16 protein-coding genes are annotated in these 13265 nt (G+C 43.6%); 7 read left to right on the forward strand and 9 right to left on the reverse strand.

Going from position 1 to position 13265, the window contains the following annotated elements; translation table 11 throughout:
• Positions 1 to 320: 320 nt before the first annotated feature.
• The 4 genes from OF158_RS16010 to OF158_RS16025 form a co-directional block, all read right to left on the reverse strand.
• Positions 321 to 1151 carry a membrane protein gene (locus OF158_RS16010; protein WP_035183285.1) on the reverse strand — a complete coding sequence of 277 codons (831 nt, stop codon included), beginning with the start codon at positions 1149 to 1151 and terminating at the stop codon, positions 321 to 323.
• Positions 1152 to 1163: 12 nt separating this feature from the next.
• Positions 1164 to 1862 (reverse strand): ABC transporter ATP-binding protein, encoded by a 699-nt coding sequence (locus tag OF158_RS16015; RefSeq protein WP_026104572.1) that lies wholly within the window; start codon positions 1860 to 1862, stop codon positions 1164 to 1166.
• Between the two features lies 1 nt (position 1863).
• Positions 1864 to 2229 (reverse strand): GntR family transcriptional regulator, encoded by a 366-nt coding sequence (locus OF158_RS16020; RefSeq protein WP_014096861.1) that lies wholly within the window; start codon positions 2227 to 2229, stop codon positions 1864 to 1866.
• 295 nt (positions 2230 to 2524) lie between these two features.
• Complete coding sequence (locus tag OF158_RS16025) at positions 2525 to 3085, reverse strand: PadR family transcriptional regulator (RefSeq protein ID WP_014096860.1); 561 nt, start codon at positions 3083 to 3085, stop codon at positions 2525 to 2527.
• Positions 3086 to 3198: 113 nt separating this feature from the next.
• Here OF158_RS16025 and OF158_RS16030 point away from each other — a divergent pair, with 113 nt between their 5' ends.
• On the forward strand, positions 3199 to 3702 hold the full coding sequence (locus OF158_RS16030) for a phenolic acid decarboxylase (RefSeq protein ID WP_017550974.1): 504 nt from the start codon (positions 3199 to 3201) through the stop codon (positions 3700 to 3702).
• Positions 3703 to 3873: 171 nt separating this feature from the next.
• Here the strand turns inward: OF158_RS16030 and OF158_RS16035 are convergent, their stop codons facing one another.
• Positions 3874 to 4515: an NAD(P)-dependent oxidoreductase gene (locus OF158_RS16035; RefSeq protein WP_014096858.1), complete on the reverse strand. Its 642-nt coding sequence runs from the start codon at positions 4513 to 4515 to the stop codon at positions 3874 to 3876.
• Positions 4516 to 4662: 147 nt separating this feature from the next.
• On the opposite strand from OF158_RS16035, the gene OF158_RS16040 reads away from it, so the two are divergent.
• The 5 genes from OF158_RS16040 to OF158_RS16060 all read left to right on the forward strand — a co-directional run bounded on the left by OF158_RS16040 (position 4663) and on the right by OF158_RS16060 (position 7904).
• Positions 4663 to 5100, forward strand: coding sequence for an Rrf2 family transcriptional regulator (locus tag OF158_RS16040; protein WP_017550975.1), 438 nt, complete (start codon positions 4663 to 4665; stop codon positions 5098 to 5100).
• A gap of 249 nt (positions 5101 to 5349) precedes the next feature.
• Positions 5350 to 5715, forward strand: coding sequence for a DUF6431 domain-containing protein (locus OF158_RS16045; RefSeq protein WP_225620987.1), 366 nt, complete (start codon positions 5350 to 5352; stop codon positions 5713 to 5715).
• Positions 5716 to 5757: 42 nt separating this feature from the next.
• Positions 5758 to 6732, forward strand: a complete 975-nt coding sequence (locus OF158_RS16050) for a DDE-type integrase/transposase/recombinase (protein ID WP_226979851.1) — start codon at positions 5758 to 5760, stop codon at positions 6730 to 6732.
• Complete coding sequence (locus OF158_RS16055) at positions 6704 to 7111, forward strand: Mu transposase C-terminal domain-containing protein (RefSeq protein ID WP_226979852.1); 408 nt, start codon at positions 6704 to 6706, stop codon at positions 7109 to 7111. Before OF158_RS16050 ends, OF158_RS16055 begins: the two co-directional genes overlap by 29 nt.
• Positions 7104 to 7904, forward strand: coding sequence for an ExeA family protein (locus OF158_RS16060; RefSeq protein ID WP_043052464.1), 801 nt, complete (start codon positions 7104 to 7106; stop codon positions 7902 to 7904). The genes OF158_RS16055 and OF158_RS16060 overlap by 8 nt, the downstream gene beginning before the upstream one ends.
• A 157-nt stretch (positions 7905 to 8061) precedes the next feature.
• Here the strand turns inward: OF158_RS16060 and OF158_RS16065 are convergent, their stop codons facing one another.
• From OF158_RS16065 to OF158_RS16075, 3 genes are all read right to left on the reverse strand, one after another.
• Entirely contained in the window at positions 8062 to 9006 is a 945-nt protein-coding gene (locus OF158_RS16065) for an Rpn family recombination-promoting nuclease/putative transposase (RefSeq protein WP_080966407.1), read from the reverse strand.
• Between the two features lie 372 nt (positions 9007 to 9378).
• Positions 9379 to 9603, reverse strand: a complete 225-nt coding sequence (locus OF158_RS16070; protein WP_014096852.1) for a sulfurtransferase TusA family protein — start codon at positions 9601 to 9603, stop codon at positions 9379 to 9381.
• A gap of 13 nt (positions 9604 to 9616) precedes the next feature.
• Positions 9617 to 10678, reverse strand: coding sequence for a YeeE/YedE family protein (locus OF158_RS16075; protein WP_014096850.1), 1062 nt, complete (start codon positions 10676 to 10678; stop codon positions 9617 to 9619).
• Positions 10679 to 10954: 276 nt separating this feature from the next.
• On the opposite strand from OF158_RS16075, the gene OF158_RS16080 reads away from it, so the two are divergent.
• On the forward strand, positions 10955 to 12157 hold the full coding sequence (locus OF158_RS16080) for an AGE family epimerase/isomerase (RefSeq protein WP_014096849.1): 1203 nt from the start codon (positions 10955 to 10957) through the stop codon (positions 12155 to 12157).
• A gap of 105 nt (positions 12158 to 12262) precedes the next feature.
• Here the strand turns inward: OF158_RS16080 and OF158_RS16085 are convergent, their stop codons facing one another.
• Positions 12263 to 13162, reverse strand: coding sequence for an SDR family oxidoreductase (locus OF158_RS16085; protein ID WP_017551809.1), 900 nt, complete (start codon positions 13160 to 13162; stop codon positions 12263 to 12265).
• Between the last annotated feature and the right edge of the window lie 103 nt (positions 13163 to 13265).

Consider the following 13265-nt stretch of genomic DNA (forward strand, 5'->3'; position numbering starts at 1 on the left):
TGCTTCCTTAACGTAGACGCACTCTATGTGAAGGAAGACCCTCAATTTTCCGCGCTTCCTTAACTTAGACACGTTCTATGTGAAGAAAGACCTTCGTTTTTCCAAGCTTCCTTAACATAGAGCAGACTCGGATTCGTTCAGCAAGCCCTATTTATAAAGCAGGCGTTGATTTCCCATCAAAGACAAAAAGGAAAGCGATGCCTGCTCGCGGCACCGCCCCTCCTTCAAATCGGATTTTTTAATGGAAGCCTGACATGTTAGCAGCAGTAATCGATCAACTCCCGCTAAACACGGCTTTCTCATCCCTTTTTACTGCGCGATTACAAATCTATTTTCTTCTCAATCAAATACCCCGTTCCTAAAAATAAAGCGATCATTAACGCCAAATGATAAACAGAGGATGCGATATTTGTGGCGACATACCTTGAAACTGCATTCAAGTACAACCCACCGATATGATAATGCATCTGAAGAAGATCATCGTAGGAAGCGGGAGTTACCACATGAAAGGTGCTCAGATTTAAATAATACGGTATCCACTGGCTGATTTCGGTGTCAATATAGCCGAATATGCTGCTTAAAATGATAAACAAGACGAACCACAAACCGCCAATCTTTTTATGGCGGAACGTTACTTTGCCAAGTGCCATTGAAAAATAGATGAGCAATAGCACACTGACAACGCTACAAGCCATAGAGAATATCATGTAAATACAGGCTTTTATAGATAGAACTTTTGAGATCATGAAAAAAAGTTGTGATAAATGATAGATATGAAATGGGCTGAAAATCATCATCAACAAGAAATTGATTAGCGCAACAGCGATACCTAGTCCTATAAACCAGATTAAAGCAGCAATAAGTTTAGATCCAAGAATTTGATTTCCTGTCAACGGCAATGTAAAGGTAAGGTAGCCACTGTCTTCATACAATTCTTTTCGAAACGAGCCGACGATGTAGAGGAATGCAATGAGAGCCGCACCAAATAATAGCATAACGCCAATCGGCATAAAGATTTGCACTGAATGGAACAGCGAGCCTTCCTGATTAGAGGAGGCGTACATGCCGGCCAAGAGGATGAATACCAAAGCCAATATCCCCAAAATAAATTTGTAAGTCCCTCTTATTTCATACTTCATATATTTCAACATCCGTTTTCCCTCCTATGCCCCGAAAACTTCTTTATAAATTGTGTCGATTTGCTTGCCCTTTTCTTCCCGCAATTGCTCTGCATTTCCCGCCAGAACAATCCGGCCGTCTTTTAAGAAGACCACTTCGTCCAATATGCTTTCCATATCCCTGACTAAATGCGTCGTAATGATCATCGAACTGTTTTCGCGGAAGTTGCCGATAATCGCATCCAATATTTGGTCTCTTGCAACCGGGTCGACGCCGGCGATTGGCTCATCCAGAATATATAATTTTGCATCTCTTGCCAGGACAAGCGAGAGGTTCAGTTTTTCATGCATGCCTTTTGACAACGTATCAATTTTCATGTCTTTTTCCAACTTCATAAAATCAAGTAATGCTTCGAACTTCTTTTCATCGAAATCCTCATAAAAATCCTGATATAATTTCAAAGCATCCTTGATCCGCATCCATTTATACAGAAAATTGCGGTCAGGCAAATAAGAAACAATGGATTTTGTTGCCACGCCCACTTTGTATCCGCCAATCCGCACTTCTCCGCCTGTTTGCCGTAAAAGGCCGGTTAAAATTTTAATCAGCGTTGTTTTTCCGCTTCCATTCGGGCCTAATATTCCAACGACTTTTCCTTCCTCTATCGTTAAATTCAACTGATCCAGGGCTTTTTTACGGAAATAATGCTTTGCCAGCCCGTTTATTTCTACGATATTCTTCATTTTATTCATTCCCTTCCATAAACCTTTCCGATATCATTTTTTTAATTTCATCAGGCTGGAAACCCAAATTTTCCATTTCCCTGAAAAAACGGTCTATGACCGCTGCAGCCATGCTTTGTTTTAAATGGCTGATGATAAGGCTGTCCTCTGTTACAAAAGTTCCCATTCCTCTTTGCGTTTTCACCAGCTCTTCCCGCTCCAGTTCCTGATAGACTCTTTGGATTGTATTCGGATTGACTTTTAATTCCTTTGATAATTCCCTGACCGATGGCAGTTTTTCCCCTCTGTCGATTTCACCGGAAACCACCTTAGTCTTAATTAAATTCATGATTTGAATATAAATGGGCAAAGAACTGCTAAATTCCACCTTTTCACCTCCAGTTATGGTGTATTAGTGTACTATATAAATAGTACACTAATATTCCGGTACTGTCAACGCCATATTCCCTTTCCGGGGCTGGCCCGGCATGGCCAAACGAAAAGGCCCTGAAATCGGAAAAGATTTTTCACGAAATCAGGGCCTTATTTGAAAACCAAAATGCCTTTTTGCTTAAGCCGGGCAACGATTCAATGATCCTATCCCGAAAATATACGCTTAGCTGAATTTCTTCTTCTGCCGGTGCCGCGTTCACTCCCGCATGGCGTCTAATGGTAAGGAACGTTCACCTTTTTTGCCTGATAAACCGGATGCTTTTTTTCAGCCAGTCTACATAGCTTTCTTCCCGGGAGATCGCTTTTGTCAGGACAAGATAATGCCCTAACTCATCTGCTGCAAGTCCCATTTTCTCTTCTCTTTGCGCAAAAATAAGCTGGTAACGGGATTTCAGCTCCGATAATTTTTGCTCCCGCTGATCCAATTGGTCCTGGAAAAGCGGAAGAATTTTTTCTTCGGGAATGTATTGGATAAAATAAACTTTTAAAGCAAATGTATCTTTCTCCGTCTCGGGAATTTGTTCCGGGTGCATCAGCCACTGTGCCAGTTCCTTTTTTCCTTCTTCTGTCAGCTTGTACATCTTTCTTTCCAGTTTGACGCCCGATATTTCAATATATTGTTCGATCAGTTTTTCATCCAGCAGTTTTTTTAATTCGGTATAAATCTGGCTGTGTTTGGCACTCCAAAATTGGGAAATTTCCTTTGTAAACTCGGCCGTAATATCATAACCGCTCATATCTTGTTTTCTCAACAATCCCAGAATCGCGTGTTTAAGGACTCTTTTTGCCATCGGCTAACCTCCGTCACGATTTATTGACATTATTATAGCATAGGTATAAAATAAAACATGTAAATATTGACATGTTTAATATTGAATGATTTATTAAATACAGGAGGTTTATAATGAAAACATTAGAAGAATTTTTAGGCACCCATATGATCTATACGTATGAAAATGGCTGGGAATATGAATTTTATGTAAAAAATCAAAATACCGTTGATTATCGCATCCACAGCGGAATGGTTGGCGGCCGCTGGGTCCGCGGCCAAAAAGCAGATATCGTGAAGATCACGGATGGCGTTTTTAAAGTTTCCTGGACAGAACCGACAGGCACAGACGTTTCCCTGAACTTCATGCCGGATGACAAACGGATGCACGGAGTGATCTTTTTCCCGAAATGGGTACATGAACACCCGGAAATCACGGTCTGCTATCAAAATGACCATATTGATTTAATGGAAGAATCACGCGAAAAATACGAAACTTACCCGAAATATGTTGTTCCGGAATTTGCGGATATCACCTATATTAAGAATGAAGGCATCAACAACGAAAAAGTGATTTCAGAAGCGCCTTATGCAACGATGGCCGATGACATCCGCTCAGGAAAACTAAAATTTTCATAAGCGAAAAGCCCACAAAAACAAAAAAACGGCGAGACATCGTGTCTCACCGTTTTTTTGCAAATAAAAATAAACGATCACTTTTTCAGTGCCTTCACTTGATTTTCTTCTAACATATTGGCTGTAGAAGGTCAGAATCACGCAAATGTGATAGCCTCTTTATACAACCAGTTGTTATTCTGCTTCGCCGACAACAGAAAATCGTTCATTTTTATGGTGCGGATTTTCAATTTCATCCAGGATTGCAACCGCAAAATCTGCATAGCTGATGTAGCTTTCCCCTTTTGAGTTTAACGTCAGCACATCCCCGCCTTTTTTGTAGGATCCGGTTCGTTTGCCTGCCGGATCAAAGAACGCGGCCGGGCTTACAAAAGTCCATTGGATACCGGTGGAATGCTGCAGGTCTTCTAAATTTTGTGCCTGGCTTTTCGCAGTTGGCAGGAATGCAGCGGGAAAATCGGGTGTGTCCATGACGCGAACGGTTTTTGATTCATCCGCAAACAGGCTGCCGGCACCCCCTACAACGACGAGGCGTGTGCCGGGCGCCCCTTTTAAAGCTTCAATTAAAACCCGGCCGGCTTCCACATGCTGGTGTTCCTTTCCTGGAGCAGCACCAAATGCATTGACGACCACATCATATTTTTGAAGATCTCCGGATTTGATATCGAAAATATTTTTTTCTACCACATCAACCCGTTTGTCTTGAATTTTCGCTGCATTCCGTACAATTGCCGTCACTTCGTGGCCCCTGTCAACCGCTTCTTTGAGAATAAGGCTGCCGGCTTTCCCGCTGGCGCCAATGATTCCAATTTTCATATGGCATTCCTCCTGTAATATGTAATCAACTTTATTACATGTAATTATTATAATTACAAGATGGCAGGCATGTCAATGATATTTATTTCCTTTAGGAGTTATACTATACTTGTAATTATATGAATTACATGAGGATGGTGACTGGAAATGTCGATCAGCAGTCGTTTTGCTGTTGGAATCCATATATTGGCGTTGATTGAAATGAATAAAGATGGCGTGAGTTCTTCCGAGTTTTTAGCGGAGAGTGTGAACACAAATCCTGTTGTCATCCGGAAAATCATGGGAATGTTGAAAAAATCCGGCTTAATAGAAGTCCATCCGGGGAAAGCAGGGGCAAGGCTGGCCAAAGCGCTGTCCGATATTACACTCCTTGATGTTTATAAGGCCGTGAATGTCGTCCAGGACAAAGCGTTATTCAGCATTCACCGGAACCCGAACCCGAAATGCCCTGTGGGAAGAAATATTCAGAACACCATTGAACCGATATTTGAAGCATCCCAGATGGCAATGGAGAAAGTTTTGGAGCAGGTGACATTGGAAGACGTGGTAAAAGACATTGCCAAAAAAGAAAACACCATATGCTAAAAAAGACATTCCAAACTGAATGTCTTTACACAAAATTCATAATAATATAGTTTTATTATCCGGAGCAGATAGGATTTTGTCAATGCGGTACTAAGATTCATTGTATCCTTTAATAATCAAACAATTATTGATATAATATCCGTGGGAAGACCTCTCTAGATATTCATTTCGCAGTGTACATTTAGTTGATAGAGTGTCTTCCCATTTTTTCATTTATCTGCCCCCTCGAGTAAAATTTTACACGTACAGATTCATCACGAACTTCCAGAATTTCTGGTGTCTTATAAAAGATATAAATCGGAATGTATTGAAACGGTTTTGACTAATCGTTCCAATCATGATATTCCGGCAGATGAATCAACACTTTATCGTTGGATAGACTGGTTTTATTTTTATGTAGAATACTGGATCCATTGCCTTGTTTCCATTAAACATCAGACCAAACAAGATGGGGACGACCTGAAAGTTTTGCCCGAAACTTCGGGGACCGCACTCCAAAGATTAGGGCGATTGGTGGGCAATGCCTCCGGATGGCTGGCGCGTGTTGTCCGACCCGTTGTAAATTTTTATTTATGGGTACATACCCGTTCTGCATTCTTGTCCGGCGGGGGTTGATTTACACTCATGGTAGATAAATAGGAAAGGAGTCTATCATGAATGAATCACAAGAAAGCAGATGAAATGGCAGCCCAAAGGTTTCAACTCATTTCTCCATTATTGGCGGATGGATTGGATGCCGGAAAAGCGAAGGAATTAAAGGAACAAATTTGTAAGGCCTCCGGCCTTTCTGAAAGGACTATCAGGCGTTATTTAACGCAGTTTCGAAAAGAAGGATTTTCAGGATTGAAGCCCAAAGGAAAGCAGTCCCAAACCAAGCCTGAGGCAGTCCCGCCACATATCATAGAACAGGCCATTCTACTTAGAAGAGAGGCCCCCAGCCGAAGTGTTTCACAAATCATACAGATACTTGAATGGGAAGGTCTTGCAGAACCCGGGCAAATCAAACGTTCAACCCTTCAGGAAAAGCTATCAGAGAGAGGATACAGTTCCAGGCAGATGAGGCTTTATTCGCAATCAGGAGTGGCAGCCAGAAGGTTTCAAAAAAGACATCGGAATCAGCTTTGGCAGTCTGATATCAAATATGGCCCGTATTTACCGATTGGCCCAAATGGTGCCAAGAAGCAGGTATACTTGGTCGCCATTATTGATGATGCGACGAGGTATGTTTTACACGGTGAATTTTATCCGACACTTGATTCCCGGATTGTGGAGGATGCTTTTCGACAAGCAGTGCAAAAATATGGTGCTCCCGAAGCCGTTTACTTTGATAATGGCAAACAATACAGGACGAAATGGATGGGGAGAACCTGTTCAAAACTTGGAACCCGGCTGGTTTACGCGAAGCCATTTTCGCCAGAAAGCAAAGGCAAGGTTGAAAAATTCAACCGGCTCATTGATTCTTTTCTGGGGGAAGTCTCACTAGAAAAGCCGAAGACATTAGAACGGTTAAATGAACTGTTTCAAGTCTGGCTGACAGAGTGTTATCAGGAGAAGCCGCATTCTGCGCTTGGGGAAAAGATAAGCCCAAGATCGGCATTTAGGAGTGACAGAAAAGCATATTCGTTTCATTGAGCCAGATACGTTGGCGGATGCATTCCTGCATTGCGAAACACGCAAGGTAGATAAATCCGGCTGTATCAGTTTCATGGATCAAAAATACGAAGTAGGCCTGGCATTTATTGGGCAGAAAGTCGAAGTTATCTATGATCCTGCGGATCTGGAGGAACTCACCATTGAGTTTGAAGGGTATTCGCCATGGAAAGCTCATAAACTTGAAATTGGTGAAAGGTCAGGGAAAAGGCCACCCTTTCCTGATCATCTTCAGCCACAGGAAACCGATTCATCAAGATTATTAAAAGCTGCGGAACAAAAGTATCAGGAACGACAGATGGAACAAACACCAGCCGTCTCCTTCCGGGCTGTATGGAAGGAGGACGGTGAGAATGTTTGAAGCCTTCTACGGTATGACTCATACGCCTTTTTCACGGGATATTCCGACTGAAAAGCTTTATGATTCTCCTATGATGCAGGAAATACTGGGGCGGTTAAAATATACGGCTGAAAGGCAGGTATTCGCGGTTTTAACAGGCGATTGTGGGACTGGGAAAACGACGACTATCCGTAAATTTGTTGACCGGCTTGATGATGGACAATATAAAGTACTGTACTTGTCTGATTCCAAATTAACGCCTCGGCATTTTTACAAAGGGTTGTTGGAACAACTCGGGTGCGAGTCTAAATTTTATAGAGGCGATGCAAAACGGCAGCTTCATCGGGAAATTGAGCTTATGAGAGGAATTCATGGTGTTCAGCCGGTAGTGGTCGTGGACGAGGCCCATCTTCTTGATCGGGAAATGTTGGAGGAAGTCAGATTCCTGCTGAACTTCAAAATGGATGCCCAAAGCCCTATGAGCCTGATTCTTGTCGGACAAAGTGAATTATGGGACCGCCTGCGCCTCCAATCCTTCACAGCAATCCGCCAAAGGATTGATATTCAATTCAAACTGGGGCATTACGACAGAGCTCAATCTGCAGAATATATTGCCATGCATTTACAATATTTAGGAGTAACTGAGCAAATTTTCACAGATGTAGCTTTAGATGAAATCCATCGTTTTTCCGGGGGAGCCGCAAGGATCATCAACAAGATTTGTACCCACTGTCTACTTTACGGAGCACAAAACAGGCATCGAATCATTGATGATCATATGGTAAAACGTGTGATTGAAGGGGAACTTTCGTGAAATGACAATGATTTAAATTTAAGTATTAAACTCATAGGGGAAGCCACAATAAAGCGCAAACTGGCTTCCCCCTTAATTGACAACAATTCCGTCAATTTATGGACAAATAACACCGTCAATTTCCTGCCATTTTGGGGCGCCAGTAACACCATTTGCCTTATTCTTTTTCCAGCCCCTCCTTTATTTCAAGGATCTTTTTTTCGGAAAGGCCTGTTGCTTTTTTGATAAAATCGAGTGGTATCCCAAGTTTAATAAGGTTTCGGGTAATTTCAATTTTTTCTTCTTGTCTTCCTTCTCGTTTACCTTCTTCTCTCCCTTCTTCTCTTCCTTCTTTTCTTGCTTCTTGTTTTAGTTCATCTTCATACGTTATCATCGTGCCGCCCTCCCAATTTTTGATTTCCTGGTTAAACTCCTGTTGGTATTGACTTTCGAGTTTTATCATGTGGTCCATGAAAATGAAAAGTGTCAGTAAATCCTTTTTATCGAGCTGCAAGCGATCTTTCATAACAGCTAAAACCCGGAGCAACTGCTTTTTCAATTCTAATTTGGTTGGCTGTGCAGCTGTTTTTCCATACAGGGCTTTTTTTGCCGCAAGGATTACAAAAGCAAATGGATTAGTCGATTGCAACAATTCATTTTCATCTTGTTCCGCTATTTTATACACATTGTATTCATAACTCAATTTTGTCCCGAAAAAGTTGTATTCATAACGGGGTGGGGTATACGTTTCGGAGTAATCTTCGGTGTAAATCACAAGCGCGAATATCTTTTTATCATACGCATCAAAAATCCGGTAGAAGTATTGAAACATTCTTTCTGCAAAATCAGTATCTTTCCACCCCTGCACTTCGATATGGACAAGTATCCACTGTTCGCTACCATCTTTCAAATACACTTTAAAAAGCCCGTCTGCTTCCCGGTCTCGGCTTTTGCCGTCCGGATTCAGCCTTTGGAATTCCTTATCCAGGTCGTCAGGTGGCTTGTCCCAATCGATCATCTCATACAAGCCTGGTGAAAAAAACGCAACAAAATCTTCAAACAGCGAATGAATAACCCGCTTCCAATGACGGTCATATTCATTGCGCCCTGTCCGATTATCCATCCCATTCCCCCTTTTCAAGTATTAAAACTATTCCGTTTTTATTATACAACATTTTTGAAATGAAGGGAACACCAATTCGACAAAAATGATGATTTCAAAATTTTTCGTCTTTTGACCCAAAACGTAGATGGGTGTGAAAACGCGACTATATTTCAGATGTCTCCGCTGATTTCCGTGAAAATAGACGTTACCCATGGAAAACGCCGCAGATTTTATAAACCAGCCTTCTTGAGACCCACTACAAGCCTGTCGAGCATCGATAGCCAAGATTTCTCCTTGCTCAAATTTCATCGGCGAGCGCCAAGCAGCCATGCACGGCGCACCGAAAAACAGGCTGCCCCTTGTGAGACAGCCTGCGTTAGAAATCAAGATTTATTTTTTCCGGACTGTGATCGTCCATGCTGCTTCATCAAGTTGTTCAAAGTTTGTGACAGTGTGGCCTGCTTCAGCTGCCCAGCGCGGGATGCTTTCCGTTGCTTGTGTGCAGTCAAAGTGGATGACAAGGTCATCTCCCGGCTGAATTTCTTCAATGGCTTTCTTTGCTTCGATTAACGGGAATGGGCAAACCTGGCCCATGACTTCCAATACTTTTTCCATCTTCCATTCCTCCTTATGCAGTGGTGACGGCCGTTTTCGCCGCAGTTTTTTGGCGCTTGGTTTGCGGGCGGACAAACATGAAATAGGAAGCCGTCCATGCGCCAAATATCATAAACAGCAGTGCAAACCAGCCCTGCCATGTCATCATTGCCGTTTTCACGAGGCCGTTGCCGATCGAACAGCCACCTGCGACACTGGCGCCGAATCCCATCAAAATACCGCCAAGGAAACTGCGGATACCCGTTTTTGCGTCCGGCATTCTAAAACGAAATTCGCGGCTCGCTTTTGCGGCGATAAAAGAACCGAGAAAAATGCCGAGCACGAGAAAAACGCCCCAGTTTACAAACGTTTGGTTACCCGTTACAAGGAACTGCAGAAGATTGGCAGTCGGCGTTGTAATCCCGAGGCCATCCATTCTTCCGGTTGCTTCGCTTAAAGGCCACGCTAAAATCGCAATAAGTCCGATAAGTACTGCTGTAAAAAACGGGTGCCAGCGTTTTTCAAACAAAAGATGCGCAAGCCCTTTGCGTTTTGCCTTCATCGCCGGAACCGCCACTTTCGGCTTCCGCATTTCCCTGATTAAAATGGTCAGTACAATCAGGGAAAAGACTGCGATAATGATCCAAATGTTAATCCCCAGTGTATCTGCAATCGCGTTTTTCGGAAGCTGTACGGACTGAAGGGAAGTGGTTACCGGTAAAAGCACGCCGGATTTCATCACGGCACTCATGACCATGTAGCCAAAGAGCGCGATCCAGCTGCCCAAAAGCCCTTCGCCGGCACGGTACCATGTCCCGGTTGCGCAGCCGCCGGCCATGACAATCCCTATCCCGAAAATATATGAACCAATGATAGCAGCAACCCACGGGAATGTGCCTGCAGCATATTTGATCATGCCAAGCTGAATAAGTGCGTAAACTCCGATGCTTTGAACGGCGATCGCAATTAACAGCGCGTAAAACATGCGATTGTCTTTTGCAATATACATATCACGGAAGCCGCCCGTCAGGCAAAACCTGCCCCTTTGCATCACAAAGCCGAGCAATGCCCCGCAAATTAACCCTGTTAAAAGCATAAAACTCCCCCTTTAATCCTCACTAAATTTATGGGATTAATTATAGTAATATTCCGCCCCATTTTCAAGTGTTATACATCAAAAAAGGGCAGCACAAATTTTCCCAGCCCAGGTTTGCTTTTACGGGTTTTACAAAAAGCCCCCTCAAAGTACGCCTCCATATTTTGCGGGTTCCGGTATTGGACCAGCAGCAAAGCCCCTGCTTATTGCCGTTTGCTGCTCTCATATTTGCCGGAAGCGGATCATAAAGTACTTTTTATAAGGAGTGATGCGAAGATGGAGCAAAAATTGCCGGATTTTACATCCACCCGTTTTCTGAAACAGCATATTCTGGATACGATAAACTTTTATGCACCGCGCTGTATAGACAAAGTGTCCGGCGGATATATCAACTGCTTTCTTGATGACGGCACAGTATGCGATTATGAAACGAGACAACTTGTAGGCCAGGCAAGGTTTGTGTTTATTTTCAGTGTGGCGGCGTTGCTGGAGCCCGGCCAAGCGTACCGGGAACTGGCGGAACACGGCATTTCGTTCTTGCAACGTCACCAGCGCGACCACAAACACGGCGGGTATTATTGGGAATTAAAGGGCCAGTCTGTATCCCATTCAGTGAAAAGAGCATATGGCCATGCCTTTGTTTTGTTAGCCGCAGCGATGGCAGCGAAAGCAGGCATATCATCTGCTTTTCCGATGATTGCGGAGACATTTGAAGTATTGGAACGCCATTTTTGGAGGGAAAATGAGGGGCTGTATGTTGATGAAATCTCAGCCGACTGGTCAGAAGTATCCCCTTACCGCGGACAGAATGCCAATATGCATCTGTGCGAAGCGATGATGACAGCATATGAAGCAACCGGCAACAAGCGATATCTTGAAAGAGCAGAACGCATTGCCGAGTCGGTCATGTTTCGTCTACTTCCCCAATCAGGAGGACTGATTTGGGAGCACTATCATGAAGATTGGACAATCGATTGGACGTACAATTACGGCATTACGAAAAGTGAGCTTCGGCCTTATGGCTTTATTTTCGGCCATTCGATTGAATGGAGCAAGCTGTTGCTGTTATTAGATCGGCTTGCTCCCGGCAATTGGCGGAAACCGTTGGCACAATCTTTATTCCAATCCGCTATTCACTTAGGCTTGGACCGGAAAAATGGAGGCATTTTTTTCAGCATGGCTCCAGGCGGGCGTATGATCGATTGTGATAAATATTACTGGGTCATGGCTGAAGCGATCGGTGCATCATCCCTGCTGGCCGCATCTGACCGCAATGCCTTGCAACTGTATCGTGATCTGTTTACCTATTGCTGGACCTATTTTGTTGATCAACAAAGAGGCGGCTGGTATCAACTGCTTAATCCGTGCAACCGCCGTTACAGCAATATAAAAAGCCCGCCGCCCAAAACAGATTACCATCCTGTAACGAATTGCCTCATCGCGCTTACGTCTTTTTCCCCATCCGGACTTACCGAATAGGGTTTGGGCACTGGTTCTGCATGTAAAAAAGCTACAGCGTAGCAAAACGGAGGTTAACCCATTTGGCAGCAGGTTTTTTAGGATACGGACAAAAACAAACCCCGGTTATGAAGCGACAAAACCGCCCCCGTTCACATGAATAGTCTGGCCTGTGATATAAGAACCGTCGTTTGAAGCAAGCAACACATAGACAGGAGCCAGTTCATAAGGCTGGCCTGCACGTTTCATTGGTACGTTATTTCCAAACGTTTTTACCATATCTGGAGAAAAAGTCGCAGGAATAAGCGGTGTCCAGATTGGGCCCGGGGCTACAGCATTCACCCTGATCCCCTGGTCAACGATGTTATTGGCAAGCGCGCGCGTAAAGCTGACGATTGCCCCTTTCGTAGCTGTATAATCAATCAAATCTTTCCGGCCGATATAGGCGTTAATCGATGCAGTGTTGATAATGCTGCTTCCTTCAGCCATATAAGGAAGTGCGGCCTTTGTCATGTAAAAAAACGGATGCAAATTTGTATCAAACGTCGTATGCCACTGTTCGTCGCTAATATCCAAAAACCGGTTTTGAACAAATTGAACCGCTAAGTTATTGACAAGAACATCTATTTTTCCGAATGTTTCAAGGGTGCAGGCAATGACATACTGACAGTGATTTTTGTTGCGTAAATCTCCTGGAATCAAAAGGCAACGCTGTCCCAAATGCTCAATGGCCTGCTTCGTTTCCATGGCGTCTTCATGTTCATCAAAATAAGCAATGACGATATCTGCTCCTTCTTTTGCAAAAGCCACTGCTACAGCCCTGCCAATTCCGCTGTCACCCCCACTAATGATCGCAACCTTGTTGCTCAGTTTCCCGGTTCCAATATAATGGGGGTTGTCATAAACAGGCCGGGGAATCATCAAATATTCAAATCCCGGCTGCCTCGTCTGGTGCTGGGGCGGAAATGTGTTCGAGACTTCTTCACACTTGATTTCTGATCCATAATAAGAAGATTTTGAATCCATGATTACACCTCTTTATCCATTTTCCTTAATGTATTCAGGCGAAAAAATAACGTTAATGCTCTATGCTCGGAACGGCAGAATGGATGGCCCCGATCCGCCGGTA

The organism is Weizmannia sp. WK01, assembly GCF_025905465.1.
Taxonomy (GTDB): Bacteria; Bacillota; Bacilli; order Bacillales; family Bacillaceae_C; genus Weizmannia; species Weizmannia faecalis.

Bases quoted from the DNA above. Each gene is read 5' to 3' on its own strand.
- OF158_RS16080 (WP_014096849.1), top strand. From the start codon at position 10,955: ATGGAGCAAAAATTGCCGGATTTTACATCCACCCGTTTTCTGAAACAG.
- OF158_RS16050 (WP_226979851.1), top strand. From the start codon at position 5,758: ATGAATCACAAGAAAGCAGATGAAATGGCAGCCCAAAGGTTTCAACTC.
- OF158_RS16060 (WP_043052464.1), top strand. From the start codon at position 7,104: ATGTTTGAAGCCTTCTACGGTATGACTCATACGCCTTTTTCACGGGAT.
- OF158_RS16030 (WP_017550974.1), top strand. From the start codon at position 3,199: ATGAAAACATTAGAAGAATTTTTAGGCACCCATATGATCTATACGTAT.
- OF158_RS16010 (WP_035183285.1), bottom strand. From the start codon at position 1,151: ATGTTGAAATATATGAAGTATGAAATAAGAGGGACTTACAAATTTATT.
- OF158_RS16070 (WP_014096852.1), bottom strand. From the start codon at position 9,603: ATGGAAAAAGTATTGGAAGTCATGGGCCAGGTTTGCCCATTCCCGTTA.
- OF158_RS16040 (WP_017550975.1), top strand. From the start codon at position 4,663: ATGTCGATCAGCAGTCGTTTTGCTGTTGGAATCCATATATTGGCGTTG.
- OF158_RS16075 (WP_014096850.1), bottom strand. From the start codon at position 10,678: ATGCTTTTAACAGGGTTAATTTGCGGGGCATTGCTCGGCTTTGTGATG.
- OF158_RS16065 (WP_080966407.1), bottom strand. From the start codon at position 9,006: ATGGATAATCGGACAGGGCGCAATGAATATGACCGTCATTGGAAGCGG.
- OF158_RS16025 (WP_014096860.1), bottom strand. From the start codon at position 3,085: ATGGCAAAAAGAGTCCTTAAACACGCGATTCTGGGATTGTTGAGAAAA.
- OF158_RS16015 (WP_026104572.1), bottom strand. From the start codon at position 1,862: ATGAAGAATATCGTAGAAATAAACGGGCTGGCAAAGCATTATTTCCGT.
- OF158_RS16035 (WP_014096858.1), bottom strand. From the start codon at position 4,515: ATGAAAATTGGAATCATTGGCGCCAGCGGGAAAGCCGGCAGCCTTATT.
- OF158_RS16085 (WP_017551809.1), bottom strand. From the start codon at position 13,162: ATGGATTCAAAATCTTCTTATTATGGATCAGAAATCAAGTGTGAAGAA.